This is a genomic window from Hymenobacter psychrotolerans DSM 18569 (assembly GCF_900142395.1).
Taxonomy (GTDB): Bacteria; Bacteroidota; Bacteroidia; order Cytophagales; family Hymenobacteraceae; genus Hymenobacter; species Hymenobacter psychrotolerans.
The window spans coordinates 77,015-102,113 of sequence record NZ_FRAS01000003.1; the positions used below are offsets into that span (position 1 = coordinate 77,015).

Consider the following 25,099-nt stretch of genomic DNA (forward strand, 5'->3'; position numbering starts at 1 on the left):
GCGGCCGTAAACCGGCACTCTGGCCTTCCATCTCACAAAGCAACAGCTAATTCCCCGCATGGACAAACTCCGTGGCACCGGCGTCGCCCTCGTAACGCCCTTTACTTCCGCTTCCGGCCACGCCGTAGACTACGCCGCCCTGCGCCGCCTCCTCGATTTCGTACTTGACGGCGGGGTGGAATACCTCGTCATCAACGGCACCACGGCCGAGTCGCCGACCATCACGCCGGCGGAAAAGGCGGAGATTCTGCGCGTGGTGAAGGAGCATGTGGCCGGCCGCGTGCCGCTGGTGTACGGCATCGGCGGCAACGACACCGTCGGCACCGAAGCCACCATCCGCAACACCGACCTGAGCGGCATTACGGCCATTCTATCGGCCAGCCCCTACTACAACAAGCCCAGCCAGCGCGGTATCATTGCCCACTACGAGCGGCTGGCCGATGCCTCGCCGGTGCCGATTATTCTGTACAACGTGCCCGGCCGCACGGCTTCCAACCTCACGGCGGCTACTACGCTGCACTTGGCCCAGCACCCCAACGTCATCGGTATCAAGGAGGCCAGCGGCAACCTGGAGCAGTGCCAGCAGATAGCCGCCGCCAAGCCCGCCGACTTCCTGCTCATCTCCGGCGACGACATGATGACGACTTCGCTGGTGAGCTTCGGGGCCGTGGGCGTTATTTCGGTGCTGGCCAACGCCTTCCCCCGCCCCTTCTCCAACATGGTACGCCACGCCCTAGATGGCAAGTTTCAGGAAGCCTCCAAGCTGCTGTTCAAGTTCGTGGACCTGAACCCGCTGATGTATGAGGAAAGCAACCCCGTGGGCGTGAAAGCCGCGCTGCAGGCTCTGGGCGTGTGCTCCGGCGAAGTGCGCCTGCCGCTGGTGGCCGCCTCCGATGATTTGAAGCACAAACTACACGCTTGCCATGTATGAAGTATCACCAGTTAGCAGAATCTATCTTTATAGTTGAGGACTTCCTTACTCGTAAGGAATGCTTGGACAACATTGTTCTCAGCGAAAATATTGGCTATGAGTTGGCGAAAGTGAATACCGCCGGAGGGAGCCGCGTCCGCACGGATGTACGCAATAACAGCCGGGCGTTTTACAACAATGAGGCGCTGGCAGAAACTCTGTGGCATAAAATTCAGCCATTTACACCAGCGCACTTCGGCAACAGCACGGCCATCGGCCTCAACGAATTATTTCGTTTCTATCGTTACCAACGTGGCCACCAGTTTCGCGGCCATTACGATGAAAGCTTTATTCGAAACAGTTCTGAGGCCAGCTATTTCACCTTTATGATTTACCTCAACGATAATTTTCAGGGTGGCGACACGGCTTTCAAAGACCTTCGTATACAGCCAAAGCAAGGTATGGCGCTGCTTTTCCAGCATAGTCTCTACCACGAAGGCAGTGAGGTATTACAGGGAGTTAAATATGTGCTCCGCTCAGATATTATGTATCGCACCAACCTAATTGATACTGCTGTCTGAGTAGCCCACCCACAAACATATAGCAAGTTTATGCTTTGGCAACCAAGTATATAGAAGAGCCCAGCTATAACAGCTAGGCTCTTCTATATACTTGGTTGCCATACCCTCCATATCACCAGATACAGTAATGGGACAAGTAGCAACCCTAAAAGGCCCCAATAGTAACCGTAGACTTTAGATGACGAGCAAAGCTCGTTCATGTTTCGTTAGGGTTTTTAAATCAATTGGTTAAGCACAACCCAAGCTACCACCCACTAGCCAGCACGTCGGCGACGTGCAGGGTCTGGATGGGCTTTTTTTCGCGGCGGATGTAGGCGTCGAGGTGCATCAGGCAGCTGGTATCGGTGCTGACGATGTAGTTGGCGCCGGTGGCCAGGGCGTGTTCCACCTTCTGCTCGGCCATAGCCACCGAAATAGCCTCGAACTTTACCGCAAACGTGCCGCCGAAGCCGCAGCAGGTTTCGTTTTCGGCCATTTCCAGGCGCTCCAGGCCCGGTACAGCATCCAGCAGGCGGCGCGGGGCTTCCTTGATGCCGCACTCCCGCAGCGCCGAGCAGGAGTCGTGGTAGGTGTAGGTGCCGGAGAGGCGGGCCTGCGGAATGGATGTCACGCCCAGCACATCCACCAGGAACTCGGTCAGCTCGAAGATGCGGCGCTGCGTGCCGTGGTAGCGGCCCTGCTCCGGGCTGCCGTCGAACAGCTCGGCGTAGGAGTTGCGCACCATGCCCACACACGAGGCTGAGGGGCTCACGATGTAGCGCCCCGGCTCGTTGGGGAAGTCGTCAAGAAACTTGCAGGCCACTTCGCGGCTCTCGGCCTTATAGCCGGCGTTGTAGGCGGGCTGCCCGCAGCAGGTCTGGTTGTTGTTGTAGTGCACTTCGCAGCCCACGGCTTCCAGCACCTTCACCATGTTCATGGCGGTTTGCGGAAAAAGCTGGTCTACGAAGCAGGGAATGAATATATCGACGGCAGTTGGCATGGCGTGTGGCAAGAGTCAGGCGGCGGAGCCACGAAAGTACGACTTGATTGTCGTCCGCAGCTGCCGGTGTGCAGGAACCGGACGCCCCTGCTCCGGCATTAGTGCCCACCCGCAAATATCTGCTGATTCAGGTGCATGGCTTCGGCCAGTGCTTCCGGGTTTAGGCCCAGCTGCTCACCTTTTTCAGCAGAAAATTCGATAAGCCGCTCGGTGGGCATGTTGCCGGTAAGCTGGTCGGCGGCCATAGGGCAGCCGCCGTAGCCACCCAGCGCCCCATCGAAGCGGCGGCAACCGGCCTGGTAGGCGGCCTGCACCTTCTCGCGCCAGCTGGCCGGCGTGGTGTGCAGGTGGGCCCCAAACTCGATGTGCGGGAAGGCGGCCGTCAGCTCCCGGAAAGGCGGCGCAATGGTGGCGGGCGTGGAGGCCCCGATGGTGTCCGACAGGGCCACGATACGCACGCCCAACTCATCGAGCTGCTGCGTGAATTCGCCCAGAATATCAGGGCTCCAGGGGTCGTTGTAGGGGTTGCCGAAGCCCATGCTCAGGTACACCACCTGCTGCTGCCCAGTGCGGGCGCACAGCTCCTGAATGCGCGTTACGTCAATCAGGGCCTCCGCAATGGTTTTGTTGGTGTTGCGCAGCTGAAACGTTTCGGACACTGACAGCGGGAAGCCGATGTAGCGAATCTGGGGGTGCTGAGCGGCCGTTTCGGCCCCGCGCAGGTTGGCCACAATAGCCAGCAGCCGCGTGTGCGACTGCGCCAGATCCAGCCCGGCCAGCGCCTCGGCCGTGTCGGCCAGCTGCGGAATGGCCTTCGCCGACACGAACGAGCCGAAGTCCAGCGTATCGAACCCGACGCGCAGGAGCGTGTTGAGGTAAGCTATTTTCTGAGCAGTGGGGATGAACGTAGGCCAGCCCTGCATGGCGTCGCGGGGGCAGTCGATGAGCTTCATAGCCGAAGGAAAAGGTGGTGGGAACACTGTAAAGGTAGAAGCCGGCGCCATAACTCCATTCGGCCAGACGCACCGGCTTAAGGCCGCACCAGCCCAAACCGGCTGCCCCGTACCTCCGGCACAACCGGGTGGCTGGCGAAGGGTTTATTGCCCAGGAAACCCCGGCACCCGGCGGCCAGTTTCGGCCACTGGCTCGGTAGTATGGCGGCAGGCGGGTTATATCAGCAGCGGCCCAGCCTTACTTCTGCCTGCTGGCCGCGGCCGCGAACTACCCGGGCCCCTGGGGCGTTGAGAAGGAAATATTCGCTTATGCCCCTTCGCCTCCGCGCCCCTCTATACCTTCTCCTGTTCCTGCTTCTCACCGCCTGCGGCAAACAGCAAACGCTGCAGGGTATATTTCAGAAATCGACTCCACATGAAGCCTACGCCCGCCAGCTACGCCAAACCGGCCTCGACCAAACGGCGCTGGGCCGCGACTGGCTGGCCGCCGCCGACCAAGCACTGCGCGACTCTCTGCTCGTAACGCTTCCCTTTGAAGAAACGGGCTATTTCGCGGCTGAGCGGGCAGCAGCCGCTTCTTTCCGCTACCAGGTACGGGCCGGCGAAACCGTCCGTATCAGTCTCACCCTTGGCAAAGGCACCGATGCCCGGGTGTTTCTGGACGCGTTTGAGCTGGATCCGGAACGCCGCGCCCCACGCCCGCTGGCTTCGGCTGATACTACGGCCCTATCGTTCAGCTACGTGGCCGCCGACGACCGGCAGCATCTGCTGCGGGTGCAGCCGGAGCTGCTGCGTACGGGTCGTTTCACGCTGCGCATCCAGCGGGCCCCCAGCCTGAGCTTTCCGGTACACGGTAAAAATGATGTAGCCGTGGGCAGCTTCTGGGGCATGGACCGCGACGGAGGTGCCCGCCGCCACGAAGGCATCGACATCTTTGCCAAACGCGGCACACCGGCCGTGGCAGCGGCCAACGGCTACATCACCCGCGTAAACGAAACGCCGCTCGGGGGCCGCGTAGTGTGGCTGATGGACACCGAGCAGGGCCAGCACCTCTACTACGCCCACCTCGACAAGCAGCTGGTGCAGCCCGGCCAGCAGGTGCGCATCGGCGATACGCTGGGGCTGGTGGGCAATACCGGCAACGCCCGCTCCACGCCGCCGCACCTGCATTTTGGCGTGTACCGCAGCGGCCGTGGTGCCGTCGACCCTTTCCCGTTTGTGCGCCGGCCCGACACGGCTCCGACGGCGCCACGTACTGCGCCTGAGCGGCTGGGCCAGTGGGTGCGGGTGCAGGACAAGCACACTGAACTCAAATGCAGTCCGGGGGCCAAGGCGGCCGCGGTGGCTGGTGCGGGCCGCCATACGCCGCTGCTGGTGCTGGGCAGCCAGCATACCTGGTACCGCGTGCAACACCCCAACGGGCAGCTAGGCTACGTGCCAGCCCGCGCCGTGGTGCCAGCCGCCGCACCGTTGCAGCGGCTGGCACTAACCGCCGCCACCCCGCTCTACACGCTACCGCAGACCGGCGCCTCGTCGTTTGAGTTGCTGCCGGCCCGCAGCCTGGTGGCGGTACTGGGCGAATTTGGCACGTACCGGCTGGTGCGCAGCGCGGCGGGCCAGCTGGGGTGGCTGGCCCCGGCCGTTGGGTCCTGAGGCAAGCTTCGGCGCCTCTTCACCTGACGCTCATGTACCCACCCTTATGTTTACCACGGTGATTGGAAAACAGCGCGGCACGATTTTCTCTGGGAAACCATGCCACGTTTTCGCGTTCTGCAACAACCCATTTATCTACGGAAAGAAAAAAGCCCCGCACGGTTCGTGCGGGGCTTTTTCGTGTAGAAGGCATTCTGTTGCGAGTAGCTGCTATTCAGCCACAATCACAGCTTTCTGCAGCTTTTTGGCGTAGGCCAGGCGGCGCTCCTTGCCATTGGTTATGTAGTCGAAGCCTACGGCTTTGGGGTCGGCTTTCACTGCCTGCCACGCCTGCGCGTCTACTTCGGCGGGCTGGGTGGCATTGCGCGGCACGGCTGGCTGCGTGAAACGGTCTTCGCGGAAGAAGGCGTTCATCCCCTGCAGAATGGCAATTTCCTTGTCGCGGGCGGTGGTAGCCTGCGGGTCGGCTTCGCGCTCATCGAGGAGCGCCGTAGCAGGCATTACTTCTTTGCGCAGGGTGTCGCCGGTGCTGCTCAGGATGATGAGCCGGGCCCGTGAGCTGAGGATTTTGGTCCCCTGCAGCTGCAGAATGAAGTTGTCTTTGGCTTTCGTGTTGGAGAAGTAGTGGGTTGCATTCACCGTCCGCAGAATGGTACGCTCGGTTACGCGGCCCCGGGCACCTTCCGGCGTGGGCGTGAAGGGCCGGTCCGGATTGCGGGAAGTACCCATTTCCTTCTCGGTATTCAGGCAGGAGGTAGTCTGGAACAGTAGCCCGGTACAGGCAGCGGCCAGGAGAATTTTTTTCATTCGGTGGTGAGCAACCATTGTCAAGTCAGTTCGGCTATACACAAAACCTCCCGACATCGGAGAGGAACAGAAAAGCCGCAGAGCTAATTTTGGTCAAAGCTACGGCTCTCCCTCCATCTACCAAAAAATTAGCACAGGGTTGGGGTTGTTTACTTTTTTCTTTTTCGAACAGCGCCCCACGCCTCTGCAAAACGGCCGGCCAGACCAGCTGTTCAGGTGGCAGAAAAGCCATTCCGCCAGCTTTCTGTGCCTCGTTTCAGAGCCAGCTCAGCTCCACGCCTACCGTCCAGCGGGGCAGCTCCGGATACAGCTGGCTGGCAGCCGAAGTAAACGTATCGGAAAGGCGGTAGCGGGCTACGGCAGCGTAGCGGCTCGACCCCAGGCGCGCGCCTATCCCATAAGGCCAGCGGCGCAGATACGGCAACCCGTTTTCGGTGAGGTGCACCTTTTTAGGGCCAGTGCTCGGCCGGTCTTCGAAGCGGTGCGCGGTGCTCAGGGCCCAGCCGCCCCAGCCGGTCAGGTCGAGGTAGCGCCCGATGGCGTTGCCGCGCTGGCCCACATTCAGGCGCACGAAAGCCTCCAGCTGCAGCTGCGACATAGCCAGCGACTCGCGGTGGTGCAGTTCCGGCGTCGGCAGCACTTTGCCAGCCTCCTGCGCCAGATCATAGGTTAGCCGCACGAAGCGCAGGTCGAAGCCGGTACTGAGCGGCTCACTCAGCCGGAACTTATTGCGCACCCCCACCATAAACTCGGCCGAACTGCCGTAGCGCAGCTTGGCCCCGGCTCCGGCGGCCCGCCCCACCACCGGCAGATACCCCACATAGAGATGGTTGAAAAACGTACGATTCGGCCCGAACTGGCCGTATACCGTGTCCTGGCCCACAGCCGACTGCAGCAGAACCCGCTGTGCCAGCCCCTCGGCCGGCCCCAGCAGCCCCGCTCCCAGCAGCAGGCTCAATGAATAAAGAAAGCGCCTCATAAAACAGGGTAGCTGTGCGTGGTGCCCAGATAGAAAACCCGCACCACGTCGCCGGGACGGAGGGTGCGGCGCGGAATGCGCAGTATGGCCCGCTGGCTGACCTCCACCACCTCGTAGCGGCGCAGCACGCCTCGCGCATCCGCCACGTGCCAGTACAGGTAATTGGCAGCCGGCAAGGCCGGGGGCCCGGAGTCCGGCGCTACCGCCTGGCCCTGGGTGGCTGGTCGGGGCTCTTCGCGTCCTACCCGCGGCACCCGCCTGGCATCAGGAAAGCTGACGGCGGAGTCGGCGTAGAAAGGCAGGGCGCGCACAACCGGGCGGCTGGCCTCAGGCCGGATATTCACGGCCAGCAGGCTGTCTTCTACCACAAAATCCAGCTTGGGAAGCTGCTCAGGAGCCTTGTTTGCCAGAAAGAAACCGGCCTGCGGCAGGCCGTAGCCGTGGGCGTAGTCGTAGTATGGGTAAAGAGACGCAGATTGCTGCATCTTCTCAAACAGCTGCATGGCCGTGAGGCTGCGCTCGTGCTGCCACACGCAAGCTGCAAACCCCGCCACCAGCGGGCTGGCGAAGGACGTACCATCGACGTGGGAATAGCCGCCGGGCGCAGCCGTCAGCACGGTACCGAAGGCCGACACGTTGGGCTTGAGGCGGCGGTCGGCGGTGGGACCATAGGCGCTGAAGTTGAGGTGCAGGCCGGTTTCCGGATCGATGCCCCCGACGGCCAGCACAGAATCGGCGTCGGCAGGGGTGCCTACGGTGCGCCAGTCCTCATTGTCGCCATCGTTGCCGGCGGCGTTTACGACCAATATCCCTTTGCGGGCGGCCAAATTGGCGGCGCGGGCCACTAGGCTCAGGCGCCCGTTCATTTCTTCCGGAAAGTAGCGGCGGGCCGTGTAGCCCAGCGAGGAATTGATGATGTCGGCACCGTTGCGGTCGGCCCACTCCACGGCGGCCAGCCAGTCCAGTTCTTCGGCGTATATCTCGCGGTGCATCCGTTCGGTGCGGGCCAGCAGAAACTCGGCGCCGGTAGCCAGCCCCAGCGGCGTGCCGTCGGGCATGCGGCCAGCCAGGCAGGCCAGCACCTCCGTGCCGTGGCTGCCGCCGTGAAACACGTGCGCACTGCGGCGGGCAAAGTCGTAGGTGGCCACTATCTGCTTGCGGGCAAACAGTTCCTGAAAGGCCGGATGCTGGTCGGCCCCGTTGAAGCCCACATCGAATACGGCGATGCGCAGGCCTTTGCCGTCCAGGGCAGCTTTACGGAATTCGTCGGCACCCAGCGTGCGCACCTGGCGGCGGGCCAGCAGCCGGTCGGCGGCACTGATGGTTTTGCGCCCCTCTCCTTTCCACGCCGAAGCAGCAGGCCGGGCTGCAGGCAGCAGCGGCGTTTCGGGAAGGGGCAGCACGCGGCGCACACCGGGCAACTGCGCCAGCTCTGCGGCCTGGGCCGGCGTGGCGCGGCAGGCTACGGCATTAAACCAGCGGCTGACCAGCAAAACCGAATCGGAATGCAGGCGCACGGCGCACAGATAGTCGGGGCGCACAGGAAAGTCGGTACTGTCGGCGGCGGGCAGGTGCTGGCGCAGGCGCCGGACTTGCGCAGCCGGCACGAAATACGTGCCGGCATCAAACCGGACGCCCTTTTTGTCGCGCAGCTCTACCCAGTAGCGGGCCGCAGCCGGCGGCGGAATAGCAGCCTGACTTAGAGCGGGCCAGCTCAGCAGCAAAAACAGGAAAACAGGAAACCGACGCAGCACGGAAATAGCGGGCAAAGGAGAGCAATAGATAAGAACAACTCGTGGAGCGGGCCGGCTTCCGGTTACGTGAGCAGCGGCCCGGGCCTGGGAGAGGTAGTACGTAAATAGCGGGTAGCCTGCCAGGCGCAGCAGACTACTTCTGCCCGGCAGCCTGGGGAGAAGGGCAAGATAGCCAGAAACCCGACAGTCTGCTCCGAATGGCAACTCCGGCCCTGGCCCGTCCGTTTGAAGCCCGACAGCGCACTCTCCGCGCTACGTTTCACTTTTCCGCTTTATGCTCATGAATAGGTTCCCCATGCGTGCTTCATTGGTCATGTTATGTGGTGTTGGCTCGCTGCTGCTTGGCGGCTGCAACGCCAAAGAAATTGCGGCCCTGCAGCAGCAAAATTCCGCCCTCACTTCTTCCCGCGACCAGCTTCAGGCCCAGAAAACGGCCCTGGAGCAGGAAAAATCCCGCAACGAAGAGGCCATGCGCTCCAGCCTGCTCAACAAGAGCCAGCAGGTAAATCAGCTCAACGACAACCTCAGCGGCGCGCAGCAGGCCAACTCGGCCCTCTCCGCCGACCTGCGCTCCAAAGAACAGCGCATTGCCGAAATGCAGCGGATTCTGGAGCAGAAAGATGCCGCCGTGAAGGCCCTGCGCCAGAAAGTAGGCGACGCGCTGCTGGGCTTCAATGCCCAGGACCTGCAGGTAAACGTGAAAAACGGCAAAGTTTATGTGTCGCTGTCGGAGCAGCTGCTGTTCAAGTCGGGCTCCACGAAAGTAGACCCCAAAGGCCAGGACGCGCTGAAAAAGCTGGCCACGGCCCTGAAAGGCAACCAGGACGTGAACGTGCTGGTGGAAGGCCACACCGACAACGTACCGCTGAAAGGTGTGGTGAGCGGCGCCAAAGACAACTGGGACCTGAGCGTGCTGCGCGCCACCGAAATCACGCGTATCCTGACCGAAGCGGGCTTGCCGGCGGGCCAGGTGACGCCCTCGGGCCGAGCTATGTATGTACCCGTCGCTCAAAACGACTCGCCCGCCAACAAGGCCCTGAACCGCCGCACCGAAATCATCCTCACGCCCAAGCTTGATGAGCTTTTCCAGATTCTGGAAGCCAACTAGCCCTTCGGCCTGATCAATAGTTTTCCATAAAAAAGCGGCTGCTTCCTGAGGAGGCAGCCGCTTTTTTATAGCTACCCAACGAGATGAAACGTCTCTATTCCCACCCAACGCTGTCCATCGTGGCGGAACAGCTCAAAGGCCGTCACGGCAAATGTGGCCTCGTAGCGGCGGGCGGCAAAGTCCTGGCGTAACTCCGGTACCTGAGCGGCGGGCAGGTCGCGGGTGGCCAGGGTCATGTGGGGCCGGAAGGGCCGCGCCTCCCGGGGCACGGCTGGTAACTGCCGGGCGCACCACGCTGTCAGTTCTGTGTGAAAAGCCTGGAGCGCCTCCGTCTGCACCACCTCCACAAACAACGTGCGGTTCCCGAACCAGTTGAAATCCTGCAACCCAACGGAAAACGGCGGCTGCGTCGCCGCGAAATCCCGCAGTACAACCCCGGCTTCGGCGGCAAATGCTGCCGGCTGGCGCGTGGGCGGCACCAGCGTGATATGCGGCGGCAGCCGGACGGCGTTGCGGCTGCCGGTGCGGTGGTGCACCTCCTGTTTCAGTTCCCAGACCTGCTGCCGCACCGGCTCCGGCGGCAGCAGCGCCACGAGGTAAAGATTCATTCGCTTAGGAAGCTAGAATCACCAGCCTACAACCCATACTTGCTCAGCAGATACACCAATGCGGCCATGCTGGCACCACCCAGCTCCAGTTCCCGGCGGTTTACCTTATCGAAGGTATCGGCAGCGGTGTGGTGGATGTCGAAGTAGCGTTGCGAGTCGCAGTCGAAGCCGATGAGGAGCTTGGCTTGGCCTTTCAGCGGGCCAATGTCGGTGCCGGAATGGCCCGGGTTGAACTCAGCGCTACCGTAGGGGCGCAGCAAGGGCTGCCAGCGCTGCACCTTGCGCACGGTGGCCGCATCAGCCTCCAGATTGAAGCCGCGCGGCGTAAAGCCTCCCCCATCCGACTCCATAGCCGCCAGATGCTTCTCCTGCGACGCCTTGGCTACTTCGGCGTACTTGTTGCCGCCCCGCACGCCGTTTTCCTCATTCATGAAGAGCACGGCCCGCACGGTGCGCTCCGGTTTGAGGCCGGTGGCTTTCAGCAGGCGCAGCACTTCCATGCTTTGCACGCAGCCGGTGCCGTCGTCGTGGGCGCCCTGGCCCAGGTCCCAGGAGTCGAGGTGGCCGCCCACCGTAATGATTTCATCGGGGTATTTCGAGCCCTTGATTTCGCCGATGACGTTGTAGCTCTTCGCTTCAGGCAGGGTCTGGCAGGCCATTTCCAGCTCGAAGTTCAGGTCGGGGTCGGCTTTCAGGAGCTGGCTGAGCTGGTCGGCGCCGTTGGTGCTGAGGGCCGCGGCCGGCACCTGCGCCACGCCGTCTTCGTAGCGCATGGTGCCCGTGTGCGGGAAGTCGTCGTGGGCGAGGGTGAGGCTGCGCACCAAAGCACCGATGGCCCCGCGCTTGGCCGCCTCCACTGCCCCAATGCGGCGCTGGTCGCCAGCCTCGCCGTAGGCATGGCCGGTTTCCATGTAGGTCGGGTTCATAGGCCGGTTGAAGAACACGAACTTGCCGCGCACTTTCTCAGCGGGTAGCGCCGCCAGTTCGGCCATGCTTTTCACTTCTACTACCTGCGCTTTCAGCTTGCCTTTGGTGCCCACTGAGCCTCCGAGCGCGCACACGTTGAAGTCGATGCCACGGCCTTTGGCGCCGGTAGCGCGGGCCTTTTCCTGCGCGCCCCGCACCCAGTGCGGCACCATCACTTCCTGCAGATACACCCGGTCCAGGCCCATCTTTTCCATTTCCATCTTGCCCCACTGCACGGCCTGCTCTGCCTGCGGCGAGCCACTCAGGCGCCCCCCGATGCGGGTGCACAGGTCGCGTAGCGCCTCGTAGCTCCGGCCCCGCAGCAGCGCCTCATCATAGATTTTGCGGATGTTGAGCGAGTCGGTTTTGGTCGCGGAAGCAGCCGTAGACTGAGCGGTGGCAGAGCCGGCGCCGGCTAGTAGCAGGCCGGCCAGCGCCAGAGAGCGGAAAGAAGTGCGCATAAGGAAGAATCAGGGAGAAAACGAGCCGCAAGCCCTTTTGCAGGAGCGGCGGCCGGGTAAAGTAGCCGAAAAAAGCGGCAGGTTGCAGCAGAGCGCCGCCGGCCGGGCTTAGTACATCTGCGTCTCGACGGTGGCCGCCTGCGTGGAATCCTGCGGGAGCGTCACCCGGAACAGGTAGCCATACTGCTCATCCGGCACGGTAGCTACCGGGCGCTTGGCGCCTAGCGCTTCCACGGCTTCCAGAATGGTATTGGAGTGCCCCACTACCACCGCCGTCTGCCCCTGGTAGTCGCGGCGGATACGGGCGGCCAGCGCGGCCGGCTGCTTGGCGTCGTAGGTCTGCAGGGGCAGCTTGCGCTCATCGGCGAGGGGCTGCACGGTGGCGCGGGTGCGCGTGGTGGCGGTGCTGAAAATAACCGTAGGCCGCGCCTGAGCCAGAATTTTGGTGCGCAATGCTATGGCCCGCTGCTGTCCGGCCGGGGTCAGGGGCGGGTCGGTGAGGCCGGGCGTGAGGTCTTTTTCGCCGTGGCGCACTACGTATACAACCGTTTGCCCCAGGCCTGCCCGCTGGGCCGGTTGGCTGCAGCTGCCGGCCAGCAGCCATACTCCCGGCAGCAGAAACAAAAAAGCAGAACGACGCAGAACAGCGAAAGTCATAGGGCAAGTGCTTAAACAATGGCCGGCCGGCCACTACCGGCCGGTTTCGGCGCGAAAGATAGGCGTCCGGCGCCTCATGCCGGGCGGCGCCGCAGCCAAAGGAGCGGCTTCATACGTTCTTCACGGCGGCAGCGCGTATGTTGCAGCCTCATCAAGCCTTTTCTCATGCACGTTCTGATTGTTGAAGACGAAAAAAGCCTGCAGCAGGAAATCCGGCAGTTTCTGCTGCACTCCCAGTATCTCGTCGATTCGGCCTTCACGTTTGCCGAAGCCTCGGAAAAGCTCTTTGTCAACAGCTACGATTTTGTGCTGCTGGACCTGGGCCTGCCCGACGGCGACGGCCTGAATCTGCTGCGCGAAAGCCACCAGAACGATCGGCAGGAGGCTTCCTTCATCATCCTGACGGCCCGCGGCGACCTGCACGACCGAATCAAAGGCCTCGACCTGGGCGCCGACGACTACCTGCCCAAACCTTTTTCGCTGCTGGAGCTGCAGAGCCGGATGCAGGCCATTACGCGGCGCAAGTTTGGGCTGAAGCGCCAGGAAATCAGCTTTGGAAGTGGCTTTCAGATGGACGTGACGAGCCGCGTGCTGCGCCACGGCGAGCAGGAAGTGCCGCTCACCAAAAAGGAGTTCGACTTGCTGCACTACCTCGTGCTCCACAAAAACCGCGTGCTCACGCGCCTGCAGCTGGGCGAGCATCTGTGGGGCAACATCCTCGAAGACGACTCCGACTCCAACTACATCGACGTCCACATCAAGAACATCCGCAAAAAACTCACCCTCTTCGCCCCCGCCGACTTCCTGGAAACCGTGCGCGGCATTGGCTATCGAGTAACTGAGTAGAGAGTAGCGGAGTAGCGGAGTAACTGAGTAAAGCTGCTACTTGCCCCCCATCCTCCCCAACCTACTCAGTTACTCCGCTACTCTCCCGAGGCTGTTTTTCGGGCTTTGGTGAGAATGGCGGTGATTTGGGCGTATTCCAGTTCCAGGGCCGACAGCCGGGCTTTGGGCACCAGGTTTGCGTCGCCGAGCAGCTCCAGCCACAGTTGAGTTTCGTCGGCTTCTTCCACGCAGATACTGAGCTTGGCAAAGAACTCGGCGGCGGAGCGGCCACGGCAAGCGGCCCGGTAGTTAGCGGCAACGGAGGTAGCCGAGCGCAGAATTTGTTTACCCAGCACATCGGCGGCCGGGGTGCGCGGCAGCTGTTCTACTACCTGAATAATGCGCAGGGCCGCCACCTTGGTCCGGTTCCGAAACGCCTCGTTCCGCGCCGCCTTATCGTCTATATCCATCATGCATCATTACAGTATAACCCGCAGGGAAGATACCATCTTCACTCCGCTACGCTATACCTCCACACCTGCTTTTACTCAGTTACTCCGCTACTCAGTTACTCTCCCCCCGAGGCATGCGCTTAGAAACCAAGCTGGCCCTGTTCAATGCCCTTTCCAAGCTGCTGCTGGTGCTGCTGGGCGTCGTCGTGATTCCGCCGGTGGTGAGCCGCATAGCCGTCGACCACACCGACCAGCGCCTGCACGAGAAAAAGCAGCAAGTGCTGGACCTGATTGCCCGCGACGGGTTGGCGGCCTTTATCCGGCAGGAGCAAAACCAGGCCTACGCCGACTACAACATTCTGCGGCAGGAGTTCATTACGCTCACCCCCGACCCCGGCCCGCCCCGAGTCTTGCCCCGCGAAACGCTCTTCAATGAGCCCCGGCAGCTGGAGCAGGCCACCGAAGACTTCCGGATTCTGAGCTACCACTTCCAGGCGCAGCAACGGCCCTATCACCTCGAAATCGGGTCGTCCTTGGCGACGGTGGAACTGCTGGAAGCCACGCTGCGGCGGCTGGCGCTGTGGGTGCTGGTAGTGGGCGCGCTGCTGACCATTCTCACCGATGCGGCTTTTGCCCGCTTTCTGCTCCGGCCCCTGGGCGAGCTGATTACGCGCAAGCTGCGCAACGTGCGCCACCCCTCGGCTTTCCCCTTCGCCCCCATTCCCACGTCTACCACTGATTTCCGCCGCCTCGACGACAGCCTCAACGAAATGATGCACCAGATGCAGTCGGCCTTTGAGAAGGAGCGCGAGTTTATGAGCAACGTGTCACACGAGCTCCTGACGCCGGTGAGCATCCTACAATCCCGGTTCGAAAACCTGCTCCAGGACCCCGACCTCAGCCACGCCCACTCGCTCCAGATTGTGGAGTCGCAGAAGACGCTCTACCGCCTGCGCAACACCGTGCGCACGCTGCTGCTCATCGCCAACATCGAAAACGAGCAGTTTTTGCGCGAGGAAACCGTGAGCCTGCTGGCGGTGCTGGCCGAGGTGCTGAACGAGCTCGACGACCGGCTGGCCCAGCGTGAGCTGCACCTGCGCATGCAGCTGGCCCCCGACTACCTGGTGACCCGCGCCAACCACTCGCTGCTTTTCACGCTGCTGCTCAACCTGCTCAGCAACGCCATCAAATACAACCGCCCGGGCGGCGACATCGTCGTGAGCGGCCAGCCCCTGCCCGGGGGCGGCTACCGCCTCCGCGTGGCCGATACCGGCCCCGGCATCGCGCCCGAGCACCTGCCCCACCTCTTCGACCGGTTTCGGCGGTTTCATGCGGGCGGGGCGGCGGCCCCAGAGGGCTACGGGCTGGGCCTGCCCATTGCCCGCACCATTGCGGCCTTCCACGAAGCCACACTCACGGCCACCTCGGAAATCGGCAAGGGCAGCTGCTTCGTGCTGGAGTTCGGGCCGGCCCGCTCCACTCCTGCCGACGCCTGAGCCACCCGCCCCGGCCACGCCCCTCTACGCTTCTACCACGCGTCGCAGCGGTGTGAAAAGTGCTAGAAGCGGTGTGAAGACTGCTAGAAGAGGTGTGAGAACTGCTAGAACCGATGTGAAGAGTGCTAGAAGAGGTGTGAAAGGTGCTAGAAGCGGTGTGAGAACTGCTAGAACCGATGTGAAAGGTGCTAGAAGCGGTGTGAGAACTGCTAGAACCGATGTGAAAGGTGCTAGAAGCGGTGAGAAGAGTGGTAGAAGCAGTATGAAGGCTGCTAGAACTGGTTCCGGTCCGACGCCACCAGGCGTCCGACCGGTGCCAACTGCACGCCTGCGTGCTTGTGAGCGGTTGGGCCGGGTTCTGGCCGCACGGGTGTCAGCATGAAGCAGACCGGTCGGACGCCTGGTGGCGTCGGACCGGCGGAATAACAGGGTGCGTTCTACACGAAACAGCCCGCCTGACGCTAGATCAGGCGGGCTGTGGCTGGCTTGTGGGTGTGTTAGCCCAGGCCTTCGGCCGATTCGCCGGGGGCGGGGGTGGCGCTGCCTACGTGCGGGGCCGGCTTCTCTTCGGTGGGGAAGCTGGGGCCTAAGTGCCAGCTTGCATTCAGGCCGCTGATGGCATGATGCGCCGTCAAATCAAACTGACAGGGCACGAGCGAGATGAAATTGTTGGCGAGGGCCCATTCGTCGGTGTCGGTGCCCTGGTCGAGGTTCACGAACTCCCCGATCAGCCAGTAGTAAGGACGGTTGTGCGGGTCGTGGCGCAGGTCGAACTCTTCCTGCCAGCGGGCGCGGGCCTGGCGGCACACCCGGATACCGGCAATCGGCTCGTCGGACTTTTTGGGGATGTTCACGTTCAGGGCGGTGCCGGCCGGGATGCCGTGTTGCAGCGCCTGCCGCACAATGTGCTCAATCCAGGCTTCGGTGTGCTCGAAATGGGCGTTGTGGCCGTATTCGCAGAGCGAGAAGCCGATGGCGGGCAGCCCTTCGATAGCCGCCTCAATGGCGGCCGACATGGTGCCGGAATACAGCACATTCACCGACGAATTGGAGCCATGATTGATGCCCGAAACCACTAAATCGGGCTGACGGTCTTTCAGGACGTGGTGCTTGGCGAGTTTCACGCAGTCGGCGGGGGTGCCGCTGCACTCATAGGCCTCAATGCCCTCGAAAATGGTGCTGGGGTCGAGGCGCAGGGAGGTGCCGATGGTGATGGCGTGGCCCATGCCCGACTGCGGGGAGTTGGGCGCCACTACCACTACCTCGCCGATGCGGCGCATAACGCGTACCAGCGCGGCAATGCCGGGCGCGGTGATGCCGTCGTCGTTGGAAATCAGAATCAGGGGCTTTGGGTCGGGGGCAGTCACGGGCAAAAACGATGTAGTGAACGGAAAGGAAGGTAAAGGTACGCAGCCCGGGCGGCGGCGGTGGGCCCGCGCGCCGCACTGGGCGCTGCCCGGGCGGCCAGAACAGCTCAACAAGTGCTTTGCGGGGAGCGTATGCAGGCTATGGCAACTTGTTTTTCTTTTTTGATTACGGCGCTGGCTTCGGCTGTGCTGTCGGCGGGCCTGGGGGCCTGTGAGTCGCGGCAGGCTACCGACCCGGCCGGGCCGCCCTTCGTGCCCGCCGCCGGGGCCACCGATCCGGCCACGCTGGAGCCGGGTTCTACGTCTGTGGCGGCGCAGCCGGGCGCGGCCACCTCGGCCGGGGCGCGCCTGCCCGACTCGCTGCATCTGATTAGTCCGGGCCAGGCGGGGCGTCTGCGCCTGGGCATGCGCGAAGACCAGATCAAGCGGCTGATTTCGCCGGGTTTGCTCCGCCCTACTACCTACCTGGACAAGGGCCGGGAGCTGCCCGCCTACGAGCTGCGCGATGCCCAGCAGCCCAGTGCGCCGCCCAGCGTGCTGCACCTCATCGGGGATGCGGCCAGTGGCTACCGGCTGCGGCGCATTCGCATCTATGATCCGCAATACCGCACGGCCGAGGGCATTGGGGTGGGTTCGCCGTTTGGGGCGGCGCGCCAGAACCTGGGCCTGACCAAGGTGCGCGACACGCCGGCCGGTTTTGCGGCGGTTTCGGGCGAAGTAAAAATAGCCTGGGTGATTGACCCGAACTCCTTGCCGGACAAGCATCCGGCCGAGATGAGTTCGGCCGATATTCCGCCGGCCGCGCGCATCACAGGGGTATTACTTTACCAGTAGAAAGGCAGGATAGGGCTTGTAGTGCTTGGTAAATATTGTACTTTGGCAACGCAAGCCGCTCCGGGAGCCGGGGCGCTGCCCTACCCTCTATCCCGGCCTTCTGCTTTTCGTTATGGTTCTGTTTGAAAACCGCTACCGTACCCACGATTTGGGTTTGTTGCTGCTGCGTGTTGGTATCGGGGTCATGTTCACGATTCATGGGTATCCGAAGCTGACAGGCGGCCCCGAAATGTGGGCACAGGTGGGCGGGGCAATGAAGGTAGTGGGCCTGGATTTCGCGCCGGTGTTTTGGGGATTCATGGCGGCCGTGGCCGAAGCCGTGGGCGGGCAGCTGCTGGCGCTGGGGTTGTTTTTCCGGATTGCCTGCGCCCTGCTGCTGGGCACGATGGTAATGGCTACGGTGATGCATATCAGCAGCGGCGACGCTTTCGGGGCGTATTCGCACGCGTTGGAAGCGGCTTTTCTGTTTCTGGGGCTGCTCTTCACCGGTCCCGGCCGCTACAGCCTCGACCAGATGCTGTTTCCGACCCGTACGCTGCGGCGGTTGTATTAGGCGGCGCGGGTTTTGGCGGGGCCGGTAGCGGCATAGCCGGGAAGCCGTTTGGTTTTCCTTCCTTTGCCGCATGCTTTCTTTCCTGCTTTCCACCCTGCTGCTGACTTCCGCGCCCCCCAAAACCGACTGGCGCACGCCCTACGAGCGAGGCAACGGCAACACCACGACCACCTACGCCGAGTGCATCCGCTACTATCAGCAGCTGGATGCGGCCTACCCCGAAATAACGATGCGCGCGGCCGGCTTCTCCGACAACGGCCTGCCGCTGCATGAAGTAGTGGTCAGCCTCGATGGCGACGCCGACCCGGCCTCGGTGCGGGCCAAGGGCCGCCGCGTGGTGTTCATCCAGAACGGCATTCATCCCGGCGAGCCGGAAGGCATTGACGCCGCCATGATGCTGGCCCGCGACTATGTGCAGCAGAAAAAGCTCCGGCAGCAGCTCACGCACGTTACACTGGTCATTATTCCGGTGTATAACGTGGATGGCTCGCTGAACCGCAACTCCACGACCCGCACCAACCAGAACGGCCCCGAATCGTATGGCTTCCGCGGCAACCCCCGCAACCTCGACCTGAACCGGGACTACATCAAGCAGGATTCGCGCAATGCCCGCTCGTTTGCGCAGCTGTTTCAGCGCTGGCAGCCCGATGTGTTCGTGGACACGCACACCTCCAACGGCGCCGACTACCAACACGTCATGACGCTGATTGCTACGCAGAAGGACAAGCTGCATCCGGCCCTGAGCCAGTACATGCAGCGCCAGCTGCTGCCGGCTTTGTATAGCGGTATGGCCAAGCGCAACACCCCAATGACGCCCTACGTGGACTTCGAGGGCCGCACGCCCGATGCGCGCGGGCTCAGGGGCTTCCTGGAAACGCCCCGCTACTCCACCGGCTACACCACGCTGTTCAATACCATCGGCTTCGTGACGGAAACGCATATGCTGAAGGCCTATGCGCCCCGCGTGAAGGCGCAGTACGACTTTCTGGAGCTGCTGGTGCAGGCCGTGGGGCAGCAGAAAGACGCGCTGGCCCAGGCCCGCACCGAGGCGCAGCAGCAGCTCCAGACCCAGACCACCTTCCCGCTGGCCTGGAAGCTGGATACTACCGCCGCCGAAAAAACCGCGTTTCTGGGCTACGAAGGCCGCCTGAAACCCAGCGACGTGAGCGGCCAGCCCCGCCTCTACTACGACCGGAAGGCGCCTTTCTCGCGGCAGATACCCTATTACAACACGTTCCGGCCCACCGTGCAGGTGCAGCGGCCGGTGGCCTACCTTATTCCGCAGGCCTGGGGCGAAGTTGTGGACCGCCTGCGCCTGTCGGGCGTGCAGCTGCGCCGCCTGCGCCGCGACACCACGCTCACCGCTGAAGTCTACTACATCCAGGACTACAAAACCGGCCAGCGGCCCTACGAAGGCCATTACCTGCACAGCGCTGTGGAGCTGCGCCCCACCCAGCAGCCGCTGGCCTTCCGCCAGGGCGACTACGTAGCGCTGCTCGACCAGCCCGCGGCCCGCTACCTCATCGAAACGCTGGAGCCGCAGGCCACCGACTCGTTTTTTGCCTGGGGCTTTTTCGACGGTATTCTGCAGCAGAAGGAGTACTTCTCCGATTATGTGTTTGAGGATGTGGCCGCCACCCTGCTCCGCCAGGACCCGGCGTTGCGGGAGCGGCTGGAGAAGCTGAAGCAGCAGAACCCGGCCTTCGCGGCCAGCGGCGCGGCCCAGCTCGACTGGATCTACCGCCAGTCGCCGCACTACGAGCAGACCCACCTGCGCTACCCCGTGGCCCGCTGGCTGGGCGGCGCTCTGCCGACGGTGGAGTAAGGCTCGCAGAACGTCATCCCGAGTAGTAGACCGTCATTCCGAGCGAAGGCGGAGCCGCAGCCGAGGAATCTCGCTAGTGTGGTAATAATTACTACCCCAACCGTAGCACGCGAGATTCCTCGACTCGACTCCGCTGCGCTCCGCTCGGAATGACGTTCTAAAGTGCTGAAATGACATGCTGATATTGCAGCCTCCTTTTCCTTCCCTAGCTTGCCCGCATGGCTATTCTCGAACTCGATAATCTTTCCAAAACCTACGGTGGCACCACGGCGCTCAAGGGCCTGACGCTGCAGGTGGAACCGGGCAGCGTATATGGCCTGCTGGGCCCCAATGGCAGCGGCAAAACCACTACGCTGGGCATTGCGCTGGGCGTGTTGCGGGCTTCGGGTGGCACGGTGCGCTGGTTTGGGCAGGAACCGACGGCCGCCAACCGCCGCCGCATCGGGGCGCTGCTCGAAACGCCCAACTTTTTCCCCTACCTCTCGGCCCGCCAGAACCTGCTGCTGGCCGCCGACATCAAGCAGGCCGACCCGCGCAGCGTAGATCAGGCACTGGACAGTGTGGGGCTGGGCACGCGCCAGCACGACGCATTTCGGGGCTTTTCGCTGGGCATGAAACAGCGGCTGGCCCTGGCCTCTACCCTGCTCGGCAACCCCGAAGTGCTGGTGCTCGATGAGCCCACCAACGGCCTCGACCCGCAGGGCATTGCCGAGGTGCGCAGCCTGGTGCAGCGCCTCGCCGCCGAGGGCAAAACCATCATCCTGGCCAGCCACCTGCTGGATGAGATTGAGAAAGTGTGCACGCACGTAGCCGTGCTGCAGCGCGGCGAGCTGCGGGCCGCCGGGCCGGTCGGCAACATTCTGGCCACCGCCGACCGGGTGCTGCTCCGGCCGGCTCCCGACACTCCGGCCGCGCTGGTACAGCAGGCTCTCACCGTGTTGCCCTGGGTGACGGATGTGCGCGCAGAAACCGGCGGCATCCTCAGTGCGGCCCTTGCCGCCAGCCACGGCCCCGCCGATGTGAACCGGGCGCTGTTTGAGCAGGGCCTGGTGCTGGCTGGCCTCGAAATCCGCCACCGCAGCCTAGAAGCGCAGTTCCTGGAGCTCACCAAGTAGCCAGCGCCAGGCACCCGGAACCCCAAAGTCTCCCTGGTTGCTGAGCAACCTTCCTACCCTTTTTCTCCTCGATTCAAGTACATGCTTTTCCGTCCTGAACTCCGTAAGATCCTGCCTTATCGCACCGTCTGGATTATTCTGCTGGCGTATGCGGTGCTGCTCATGCTGTTTGTGGGAGCCGGCGGCAACGTAACCTTGAACGGGCAGCAGCTGGGGCAGTCGTTGTATGTGTTTCCGGCGCTGTGGAGCAAGCTGGCCTACGTAGCCAGCTACTTCACCATGCTGCTGGGCGTACTGCTCATCATTCTGATTACCGACGAATTTCAGTTCCGCACTTTTCGCCAGCAGGTTATTGATGGAGCTTCCGTGGGCGAGCTGGTGCAGGGGAAGCTGGCCGCATCGGGGGTGCTGGCCGGTTTTGGGATGCTGGTGGTGCTGGGCGTGGGGTTCTACTTTGGCCTGACGCGCGCCGCGGCTACCGTTGACCAAGCGGCAGCCGGCTTGCCGGCCGTGCTGTTCTACGGCGCGCAGGTGCTGGGGCTGCTGGCGCTGGCAGCACTGGTAGCCGTGCTGGTACGCCGCAGCGGGGCCGCCATTCTGGTGTTTCTGCTGTATCTGTGGGTGGCCGAGCCGCTGCTGCGCCTTTCGCTGCCCGATGAGTTGGACCGCTACCTGCCCGCCAAAATATTCAACAGCCTCACCCCCATGCCTGGCCAGGAGCTGCTGGACACGGTAGCCGGCCCTTCGCTGGCCCTACTGCCCACTCAGGCGCTGCCATTGGCGCTGGCTTACATGGCCCTGTTCTGGGCCCTGAGCTACCTGCTGCTGCGCAGCCGGGACTTGTAGGTGGAGTAGTGGGGTGGTGGGGTGGCGGATTAGCGCATACTGAATCCACCACCCCACTACTCCACCACTGCGGCTTACTGCTTCACCAGGGAGTTGGCGTAGTTCACGATGAAGGCCAGCTCCCGCGCCACCGTGAAACTGAGCTTGTTGTCGCGGACGTATTGCTCAATCTGCCGCGACTGGCCCTGAAACACGGCCAGCAAATCCTTTTTGGGGTTGCGGAGCGGGATAATATCGCCGGCCGGCGTGGCCAGATAGAAATCGTCTTTCACCTGCGTGTAGGTGCTGAGGTAGCGCCCGGCCCCGTAGCCGTAGCCATACGGGCCGGTGTTCATGGTGCGCTCCACCAAAGACTCGCGGCGCAGCAGCATCCGGGGGCCGTTGCTGAGCTGCTCAAAAAACGCCGGCGACTTAAAGTCGCTGTAGTCGTTGCCGCGGTTCCAGCGGAACGTGCGAAACACCCGCACCCGGTTCCGGTCTTCGGTTTCCGGCCGCTGGCGGGGCATGCCGTACATGGGGTTGCCGTAGAAGTATCCGTTGCGGGCGTCGTAGAAATTGTCGTAGTAGCCGCTGCCGCGGCGGCTGTCTACTTCCTCCCCTTTCACCGCAAAACTATTGATGGACACGGCCGACAGGGTGGTAATAGTGCCGTCGGGCTGGGCCATAAGCAGCACATCCTGGTCGCGGCGCAGCGTCACGGGGCCACGCAGCGTGTCGCCGCTGGTGAGCAGAATGGTGCTGCCGGCAAACTCCTGCACCAACGGGCGCTTGCTTTGGCCGTTGGCTACAGAAACAGACAGCAGCTGGGCCGCCAGAAAAGCCGGGAACAGAAAGCGGATTGAAATCATAGCGAGGGAAAAGTAACCAAAAGTGGCGGCAAAGCGGCTTCTGTGCGTTGTGGCCGGCCAACTTAAGGGCCTGCTATGCGCAAACCTGGAAAAAAGCCGCTGAGTTCAGGCAGTTGAGCGGCCACGCTGCTGCATTTCCCGTTCAGACGACAACTGCTGCCAAAACCGGCCTTACTGCATCCTGGAACATCAAAATGCCCGCCCCCAAAGCTGGGGGCGGGCATTCCTTGAGGATGTTGGCAGTGCGGCCGGCGCTACGGTGTGGGCAGCATTTCGGCAGCGGCCTGGGCCGGATGCGGGCCCCGGTCTTTGCTCAGAATGGTGTGGCCCAGCTTGTCGCGCTTGGTGGTCAGGTAGGTTTCGTTGTGCCGGTTGGGCTCAATTTCGATGGGCACGGTGTCCACGATTTCGAGGCCGTAGCCGATGAGTCCGGTGCGCTTGCGGGGGTTGTTGGTGAGCAGGCGCATCTTCGAAACGCCCAGGTCGCGCAAAATCTGCGCGCCCACGCCGTAGTCGCGCTCATCCATGCCAAAGCCCAGCTCCAGGTTGGCTTCCACGGTGTCGCGGCCCTGCTCCTGCAGCTTGTAGGCACGCAGCTTGTTGAGCAGCCCAATGCCGCGGCCTTCCTGGTTCATGTACACGATAACGCCGCGACCTTCACGCTCAATCTGCGCCATGGCGCGGTGCAGCTGCGGGCCACAGTCGCAGCGGCAGCTCCCGAAAATGTCGCCCGTAACGCAGGAGCTGTGCACGCGGGCCAGCACCGGCTCAGATCCGCTGATGTCGCCTTTTACCAGGGCCAGGTGCTGGGCGCCATTGGTGCGCTGCGTGTAGGCAAACAACTCAAAATCACCCCACTGGGTGGGCATCTGCACCGAAATATCCCGGGTGATGAGGCTTTCCTTTTCGAGACGGTATTTGATGAGGTCCTGCACCGAAATCAGCTTCAGGCCCCATTTCGTGGCAATTTCGCGCAGCTCCGGCAGGCGGGCCATTTCGCCGTCTTCCCTGAGAATCTCAACCAGCACCCCAGCCGGCTCGAACCCCGCGAGGCGCGACAGGTCGATGGCGGCTTCGGTGTGGCCGGCGCGGCGCAGTACGCCTTCCTTGCGGGCTTTGAGCGGGAAAATGTGGCCTGGCTTGCCCAGCTCCTCCGGCTTGGTGTCGGGGTCGATGAGGGCCAGAATGGTTTTGCTGCGGTCGGAAGCCGAAATGCCGGTGGTTACGCCGTTTTTCAGCAAATCGATGCTGACGGTGAACGGCGTGGCGTGCAGGGCCGTGTTGCGGCCCACCATCAGCTCCAGACCCAGCGCTTCGCAACGGTCCTCGATGAGTGGCGCGCATACCAGCCCGCGGCCGTGCGTGGCCATAAAGTTGATGACTTCGGGCGTGGCGCACCGGGCGGCGCAGATGAAGTCGCCTTCGTTTTCACGGTCTTCGTCGTCCACGACCACCACTACCTTGCCGGCGCGGATATCGGCAATGGCCTCTTCAATTGAATCCAGCATAGCGGATTAAAACAGATGAATGGGACTTCGCGGAGTTGAGTGTTCCGGCGGGAACCGGCGCGAAGCTGCTGCTACAACCAGCAACAGTGCCGCGAAGTTACGCAACGGCAGATTGGCGCAGGGCTCCGTTTCCAAGTTTGCGGCAGGGGCCGCTAGGCGTTTCTTCTGTCGTGCTTATTCTTGGGCCAGTTCGGTGGCACGCTGCTGGGCCGCCTTGATGCCGGCCTTGAGAGTTTCGGCCAGGCCGCCAGCCCCAAACTCGCGCAGAGCGGCTTCCGTGGTGCCACCCTTAGAGGCTACAGCGGCAATCAGCTCGTCGGGAGTTTTGTCGGAGGAATTGAGCAGATGATAGGCGCCCAGCATGGTTTGCTTCACGAGTAGACCCGCTACTGAGTCGGTGAAGCCTAACTCCTTACCGGCCTGCATCATGGCCTGCACGATGTAGTAGAAATAAGCCGGGCCGCTGCCACTCACAGCCGTTACGGCATCCAGCAGGCTTTCGTCTTCCAGAAAAATGGAGCGTCCGGTAGCATTCAGCAGGTTTTCTACCTGGTGCAGGCGCGTGCGCTCTACTTCCACCGCCGCCGAAAACCCCGTAATGCCCATGCCCAGTAGTGCCGGTGTGTTGGGCATAGCGCGCATCACCTGCTGGTGAGCCAGCTCCCGCTGCAGCCGCGCTATCGGGATACCCGCCATAATAGAAACCACCACTTGCTCCGCTCCCAGCAGGGCACGTAGCCCAGTAGCTATCTGACTGAAATCCTGTGGCTTCACGGCCAGCATCACTACATCATAGGTTCGGATGCGGGTATTGAGCAGCCCTGCGGGCAGGCCCGGGTAGGCGGCGGCCAACTGCTGGCGCTGCGCTTCACCACGGCTAATCAGTAGCAAATCAGCACGTTCTACCAGGTTATAGTGCAGGAAGGATTTGGCAAAAGCCATTCCCATGTTGCCGCAGCCCAGAATGGCAATTCGGAGGTTGGAGGTCATCGTACAAGAAGAGCTTAGTTGCTA

The 25,099-nt window shown here is 62.6% G+C and carries 24 protein-coding genes; 11 read left to right on the plus strand and 13 right to left on the minus strand.

Annotated features, from left to right (window positions below; genetic code table 11):
• Nucleotides 1-58 precede the first annotated feature (58 nt).
• Nucleotides 59-931 (plus strand): 4-hydroxy-tetrahydrodipicolinate synthase, encoded by an 873-nt coding sequence (dapA, locus tag BUE15_RS04750; RefSeq protein ID WP_073281655.1) that lies wholly within the window; start codon nucleotides 59-61, stop codon nucleotides 929-931.
• Between the two features lie 62 nt (nucleotides 932-993).
• Nucleotides 994-1,491 (plus strand): 2OG-Fe(II) oxygenase, encoded by a 498-nt coding sequence (locus BUE15_RS04755; protein WP_244535876.1) that lies wholly within the window; start codon nucleotides 994-996, stop codon nucleotides 1,489-1,491.
• Nucleotides 1,492-1,735: 244 nt separating this feature from the next.
• Here the strand turns inward: BUE15_RS04755 and BUE15_RS04760 are convergent, their stop codons facing one another.
• On the minus strand, nucleotides 1,736-2,470 hold the full coding sequence (locus BUE15_RS04760) for a (Fe-S)-binding protein (RefSeq protein ID WP_073281659.1): 735 nt from the start codon (nucleotides 2,468-2,470) through the stop codon (nucleotides 1,736-1,738).
• 98 nt (nucleotides 2,471-2,568) lie between these two features.
• Nucleotides 2,569-3,423 carry a hydroxymethylglutaryl-CoA lyase gene (locus BUE15_RS04765; RefSeq protein WP_073281661.1) on the minus strand — a complete coding sequence of 285 codons (855 nt, stop codon included), beginning with the start codon at nucleotides 3,421-3,423 and terminating at the stop codon, nucleotides 2,569-2,571.
• Nucleotides 3,424-3,732: 309 nt separating this feature from the next.
• Here BUE15_RS04765 and BUE15_RS04770 point away from each other — a divergent pair, with 309 nt between their 5' ends.
• Nucleotides 3,733-5,076 carry a M23 family metallopeptidase gene (locus BUE15_RS04770; protein WP_073281663.1) on the plus strand — a complete coding sequence of 448 codons (1,344 nt, stop codon included), beginning with the start codon at nucleotides 3,733-3,735 and terminating at the stop codon, nucleotides 5,074-5,076.
• Between the two features lie 210 nt (nucleotides 5,077-5,286).
• On the opposite strand, the gene BUE15_RS04775 is transcribed toward BUE15_RS04770, so the two are convergent.
• The 3 genes from BUE15_RS04775 to BUE15_RS04785 all read right to left on the minus strand — a co-directional run bounded on the left by BUE15_RS04775 (nucleotide 5,287) and on the right by BUE15_RS04785 (nucleotide 8,631).
• A complete protein-coding gene (locus BUE15_RS04775; RefSeq protein ID WP_073281665.1) occupies nucleotides 5,287-5,883 on the minus strand; it encodes a hypothetical protein in 597 nt (198 codons plus the stop codon).
• A 256-nt stretch (nucleotides 5,884-6,139) separates the two neighbouring features.
• Nucleotides 6,140-6,862: a hypothetical protein gene (locus tag BUE15_RS04780; RefSeq protein WP_139252132.1), complete on the minus strand. Its 723-nt coding sequence runs from the start codon at nucleotides 6,860-6,862 to the stop codon at nucleotides 6,140-6,142.
• Nucleotides 6,859-8,631 (minus strand): S8 family serine peptidase, encoded by a 1,773-nt coding sequence (locus BUE15_RS04785; protein WP_073281669.1) that lies wholly within the window; start codon nucleotides 8,629-8,631, stop codon nucleotides 6,859-6,861. The genes BUE15_RS04780 and BUE15_RS04785 overlap by 4 nt, the downstream gene beginning before the upstream one ends.
• 265 nt (nucleotides 8,632-8,896) lie before the next feature.
• Between BUE15_RS04785 and BUE15_RS04790 the strand changes: the two genes are divergently transcribed.
• Nucleotides 8,897-9,724 (plus strand): OmpA/MotB family protein, encoded by an 828-nt coding sequence (locus BUE15_RS04790; RefSeq protein WP_073281934.1) that lies wholly within the window; start codon nucleotides 8,897-8,899, stop codon nucleotides 9,722-9,724.
• A 71-nt stretch (nucleotides 9,725-9,795) separates the two neighbouring features.
• On the opposite strand, the gene BUE15_RS04795 is transcribed toward BUE15_RS04790, so the two are convergent.
• From BUE15_RS04795 to BUE15_RS04805, 3 genes are all read right to left on the minus strand, one after another.
• Entirely contained in the window at nucleotides 9,796-10,332 is a 537-nt protein-coding gene (locus tag BUE15_RS04795) for a 2'-5' RNA ligase family protein (RefSeq protein ID WP_073281671.1), read from the minus strand.
• A 26-nt stretch (nucleotides 10,333-10,358) separates the two neighbouring features.
• Nucleotides 10,359-11,723: a M20/M25/M40 family metallo-hydrolase gene (locus BUE15_RS04800; protein WP_396276093.1), complete on the minus strand. Its 1,365-nt coding sequence runs from the start codon at nucleotides 11,721-11,723 to the stop codon at nucleotides 10,359-10,361.
• Nucleotides 11,724-11,867: 144 nt separating this feature from the next.
• On the minus strand, nucleotides 11,868-12,416 hold the full coding sequence (locus BUE15_RS04805; protein ID WP_073281675.1) for a histidine phosphatase family protein: 549 nt from the start codon (nucleotides 12,414-12,416) through the stop codon (nucleotides 11,868-11,870).
• A 165-nt stretch (nucleotides 12,417-12,581) separates the two neighbouring features.
• Between BUE15_RS04805 and BUE15_RS04810 the strand changes: the two genes are divergently transcribed.
• Nucleotides 12,582-13,262, plus strand: coding sequence for a response regulator transcription factor (locus BUE15_RS04810; protein ID WP_073281677.1), 681 nt, complete (start codon nucleotides 12,582-12,584; stop codon nucleotides 13,260-13,262).
• 77 nt (nucleotides 13,263-13,339) lie between these two features.
• On the opposite strand, the gene BUE15_RS04815 is transcribed toward BUE15_RS04810, so the two are convergent.
• Nucleotides 13,340-13,714 (minus strand): four helix bundle protein, encoded by a 375-nt coding sequence (locus BUE15_RS04815; RefSeq protein ID WP_244535877.1) that lies wholly within the window; start codon nucleotides 13,712-13,714, stop codon nucleotides 13,340-13,342.
• Nucleotides 13,715-13,827: 113 nt separating this feature from the next.
• Here BUE15_RS04815 and BUE15_RS04820 point away from each other — a divergent pair, with 113 nt between their 5' ends.
• The gene (locus BUE15_RS04820; protein ID WP_073281679.1) at nucleotides 13,828-15,189 is read left to right on the plus strand and encodes a sensor histidine kinase; all 1,362 of its coding nucleotides are present in this window, start codon (nucleotides 13,828-13,830) and stop codon (nucleotides 15,187-15,189) included.
• 497 nt (nucleotides 15,190-15,686) lie between these two features.
• Here BUE15_RS04820 and surE read toward each other — a convergent pair whose 3' ends face one another.
• Nucleotides 15,687-16,562: a 5'/3'-nucleotidase SurE gene (surE, locus tag BUE15_RS04825; RefSeq protein ID WP_073281681.1), complete on the minus strand. Its 876-nt coding sequence runs from the start codon at nucleotides 16,560-16,562 to the stop codon at nucleotides 15,687-15,689.
• Nucleotides 16,563-16,718: 156 nt separating this feature from the next.
• Here surE and BUE15_RS22265 point away from each other — a divergent pair, with 156 nt between their 5' ends.
• The 5 genes from BUE15_RS22265 (at nucleotide 16,719) to BUE15_RS04850 (ending at nucleotide 21,729) form a co-directional block, all read left to right on the plus strand.
• Entirely contained in the window at nucleotides 16,719-17,390 is a 672-nt protein-coding gene (locus BUE15_RS22265) for a hypothetical protein (RefSeq protein ID WP_073281683.1), read from the plus strand.
• Nucleotides 17,391-17,502: 112 nt separating this feature from the next.
• Nucleotides 17,503-17,943: a DoxX family protein gene (locus BUE15_RS04835; protein WP_073281685.1), complete on the plus strand. Its 441-nt coding sequence runs from the start codon at nucleotides 17,503-17,505 to the stop codon at nucleotides 17,941-17,943.
• A gap of 70 nt (nucleotides 17,944-18,013) precedes the next feature.
• On the plus strand, nucleotides 18,014-19,768 hold the full coding sequence (locus BUE15_RS04840) for a M14 family zinc carboxypeptidase (RefSeq protein WP_073281687.1): 1,755 nt from the start codon (nucleotides 18,014-18,016) through the stop codon (nucleotides 19,766-19,768).
• Nucleotides 19,769-19,986: 218 nt separating this feature from the next.
• Complete coding sequence (locus BUE15_RS04845) at nucleotides 19,987-20,883, plus strand: ABC transporter ATP-binding protein (RefSeq protein ID WP_073281689.1); 897 nt, start codon at nucleotides 19,987-19,989, stop codon at nucleotides 20,881-20,883.
• 81 nt (nucleotides 20,884-20,964) lie between these two features.
• On the plus strand, nucleotides 20,965-21,729 hold the full coding sequence (locus tag BUE15_RS04850) for a hypothetical protein (protein WP_073281691.1): 765 nt from the start codon (nucleotides 20,965-20,967) through the stop codon (nucleotides 21,727-21,729).
• 74 nt (nucleotides 21,730-21,803) lie between these two features.
• Here BUE15_RS04850 and BUE15_RS04855 read toward each other — a convergent pair whose 3' ends face one another.
• The 3 genes from BUE15_RS04855 to proC all read right to left on the minus strand — a co-directional run bounded on the left by BUE15_RS04855 (nucleotide 21,804) and on the right by proC (nucleotide 25,075).
• A complete protein-coding gene (locus tag BUE15_RS04855; RefSeq protein WP_073281693.1) occupies nucleotides 21,804-22,577 on the minus strand; it encodes a hypothetical protein in 774 nt (257 codons plus the stop codon).
• A gap of 254 nt (nucleotides 22,578-22,831) precedes the next feature.
• The gene (locus BUE15_RS04860) at nucleotides 22,832-24,085 is read right to left on the minus strand and encodes a bifunctional 3,4-dihydroxy-2-butanone-4-phosphate synthase/GTP cyclohydrolase II (RefSeq protein WP_073281695.1); all 1,254 of its coding nucleotides are present in this window, start codon (nucleotides 24,083-24,085) and stop codon (nucleotides 22,832-22,834) included.
• A gap of 174 nt (nucleotides 24,086-24,259) precedes the next feature.
• Nucleotides 24,260-25,075: a pyrroline-5-carboxylate reductase gene (gene proC, locus BUE15_RS04865; protein WP_073281697.1), complete on the minus strand. Its 816-nt coding sequence runs from the start codon at nucleotides 25,073-25,075 to the stop codon at nucleotides 24,260-24,262.
• Nucleotides 25,076-25,099 lie beyond the last annotated feature (24 nt).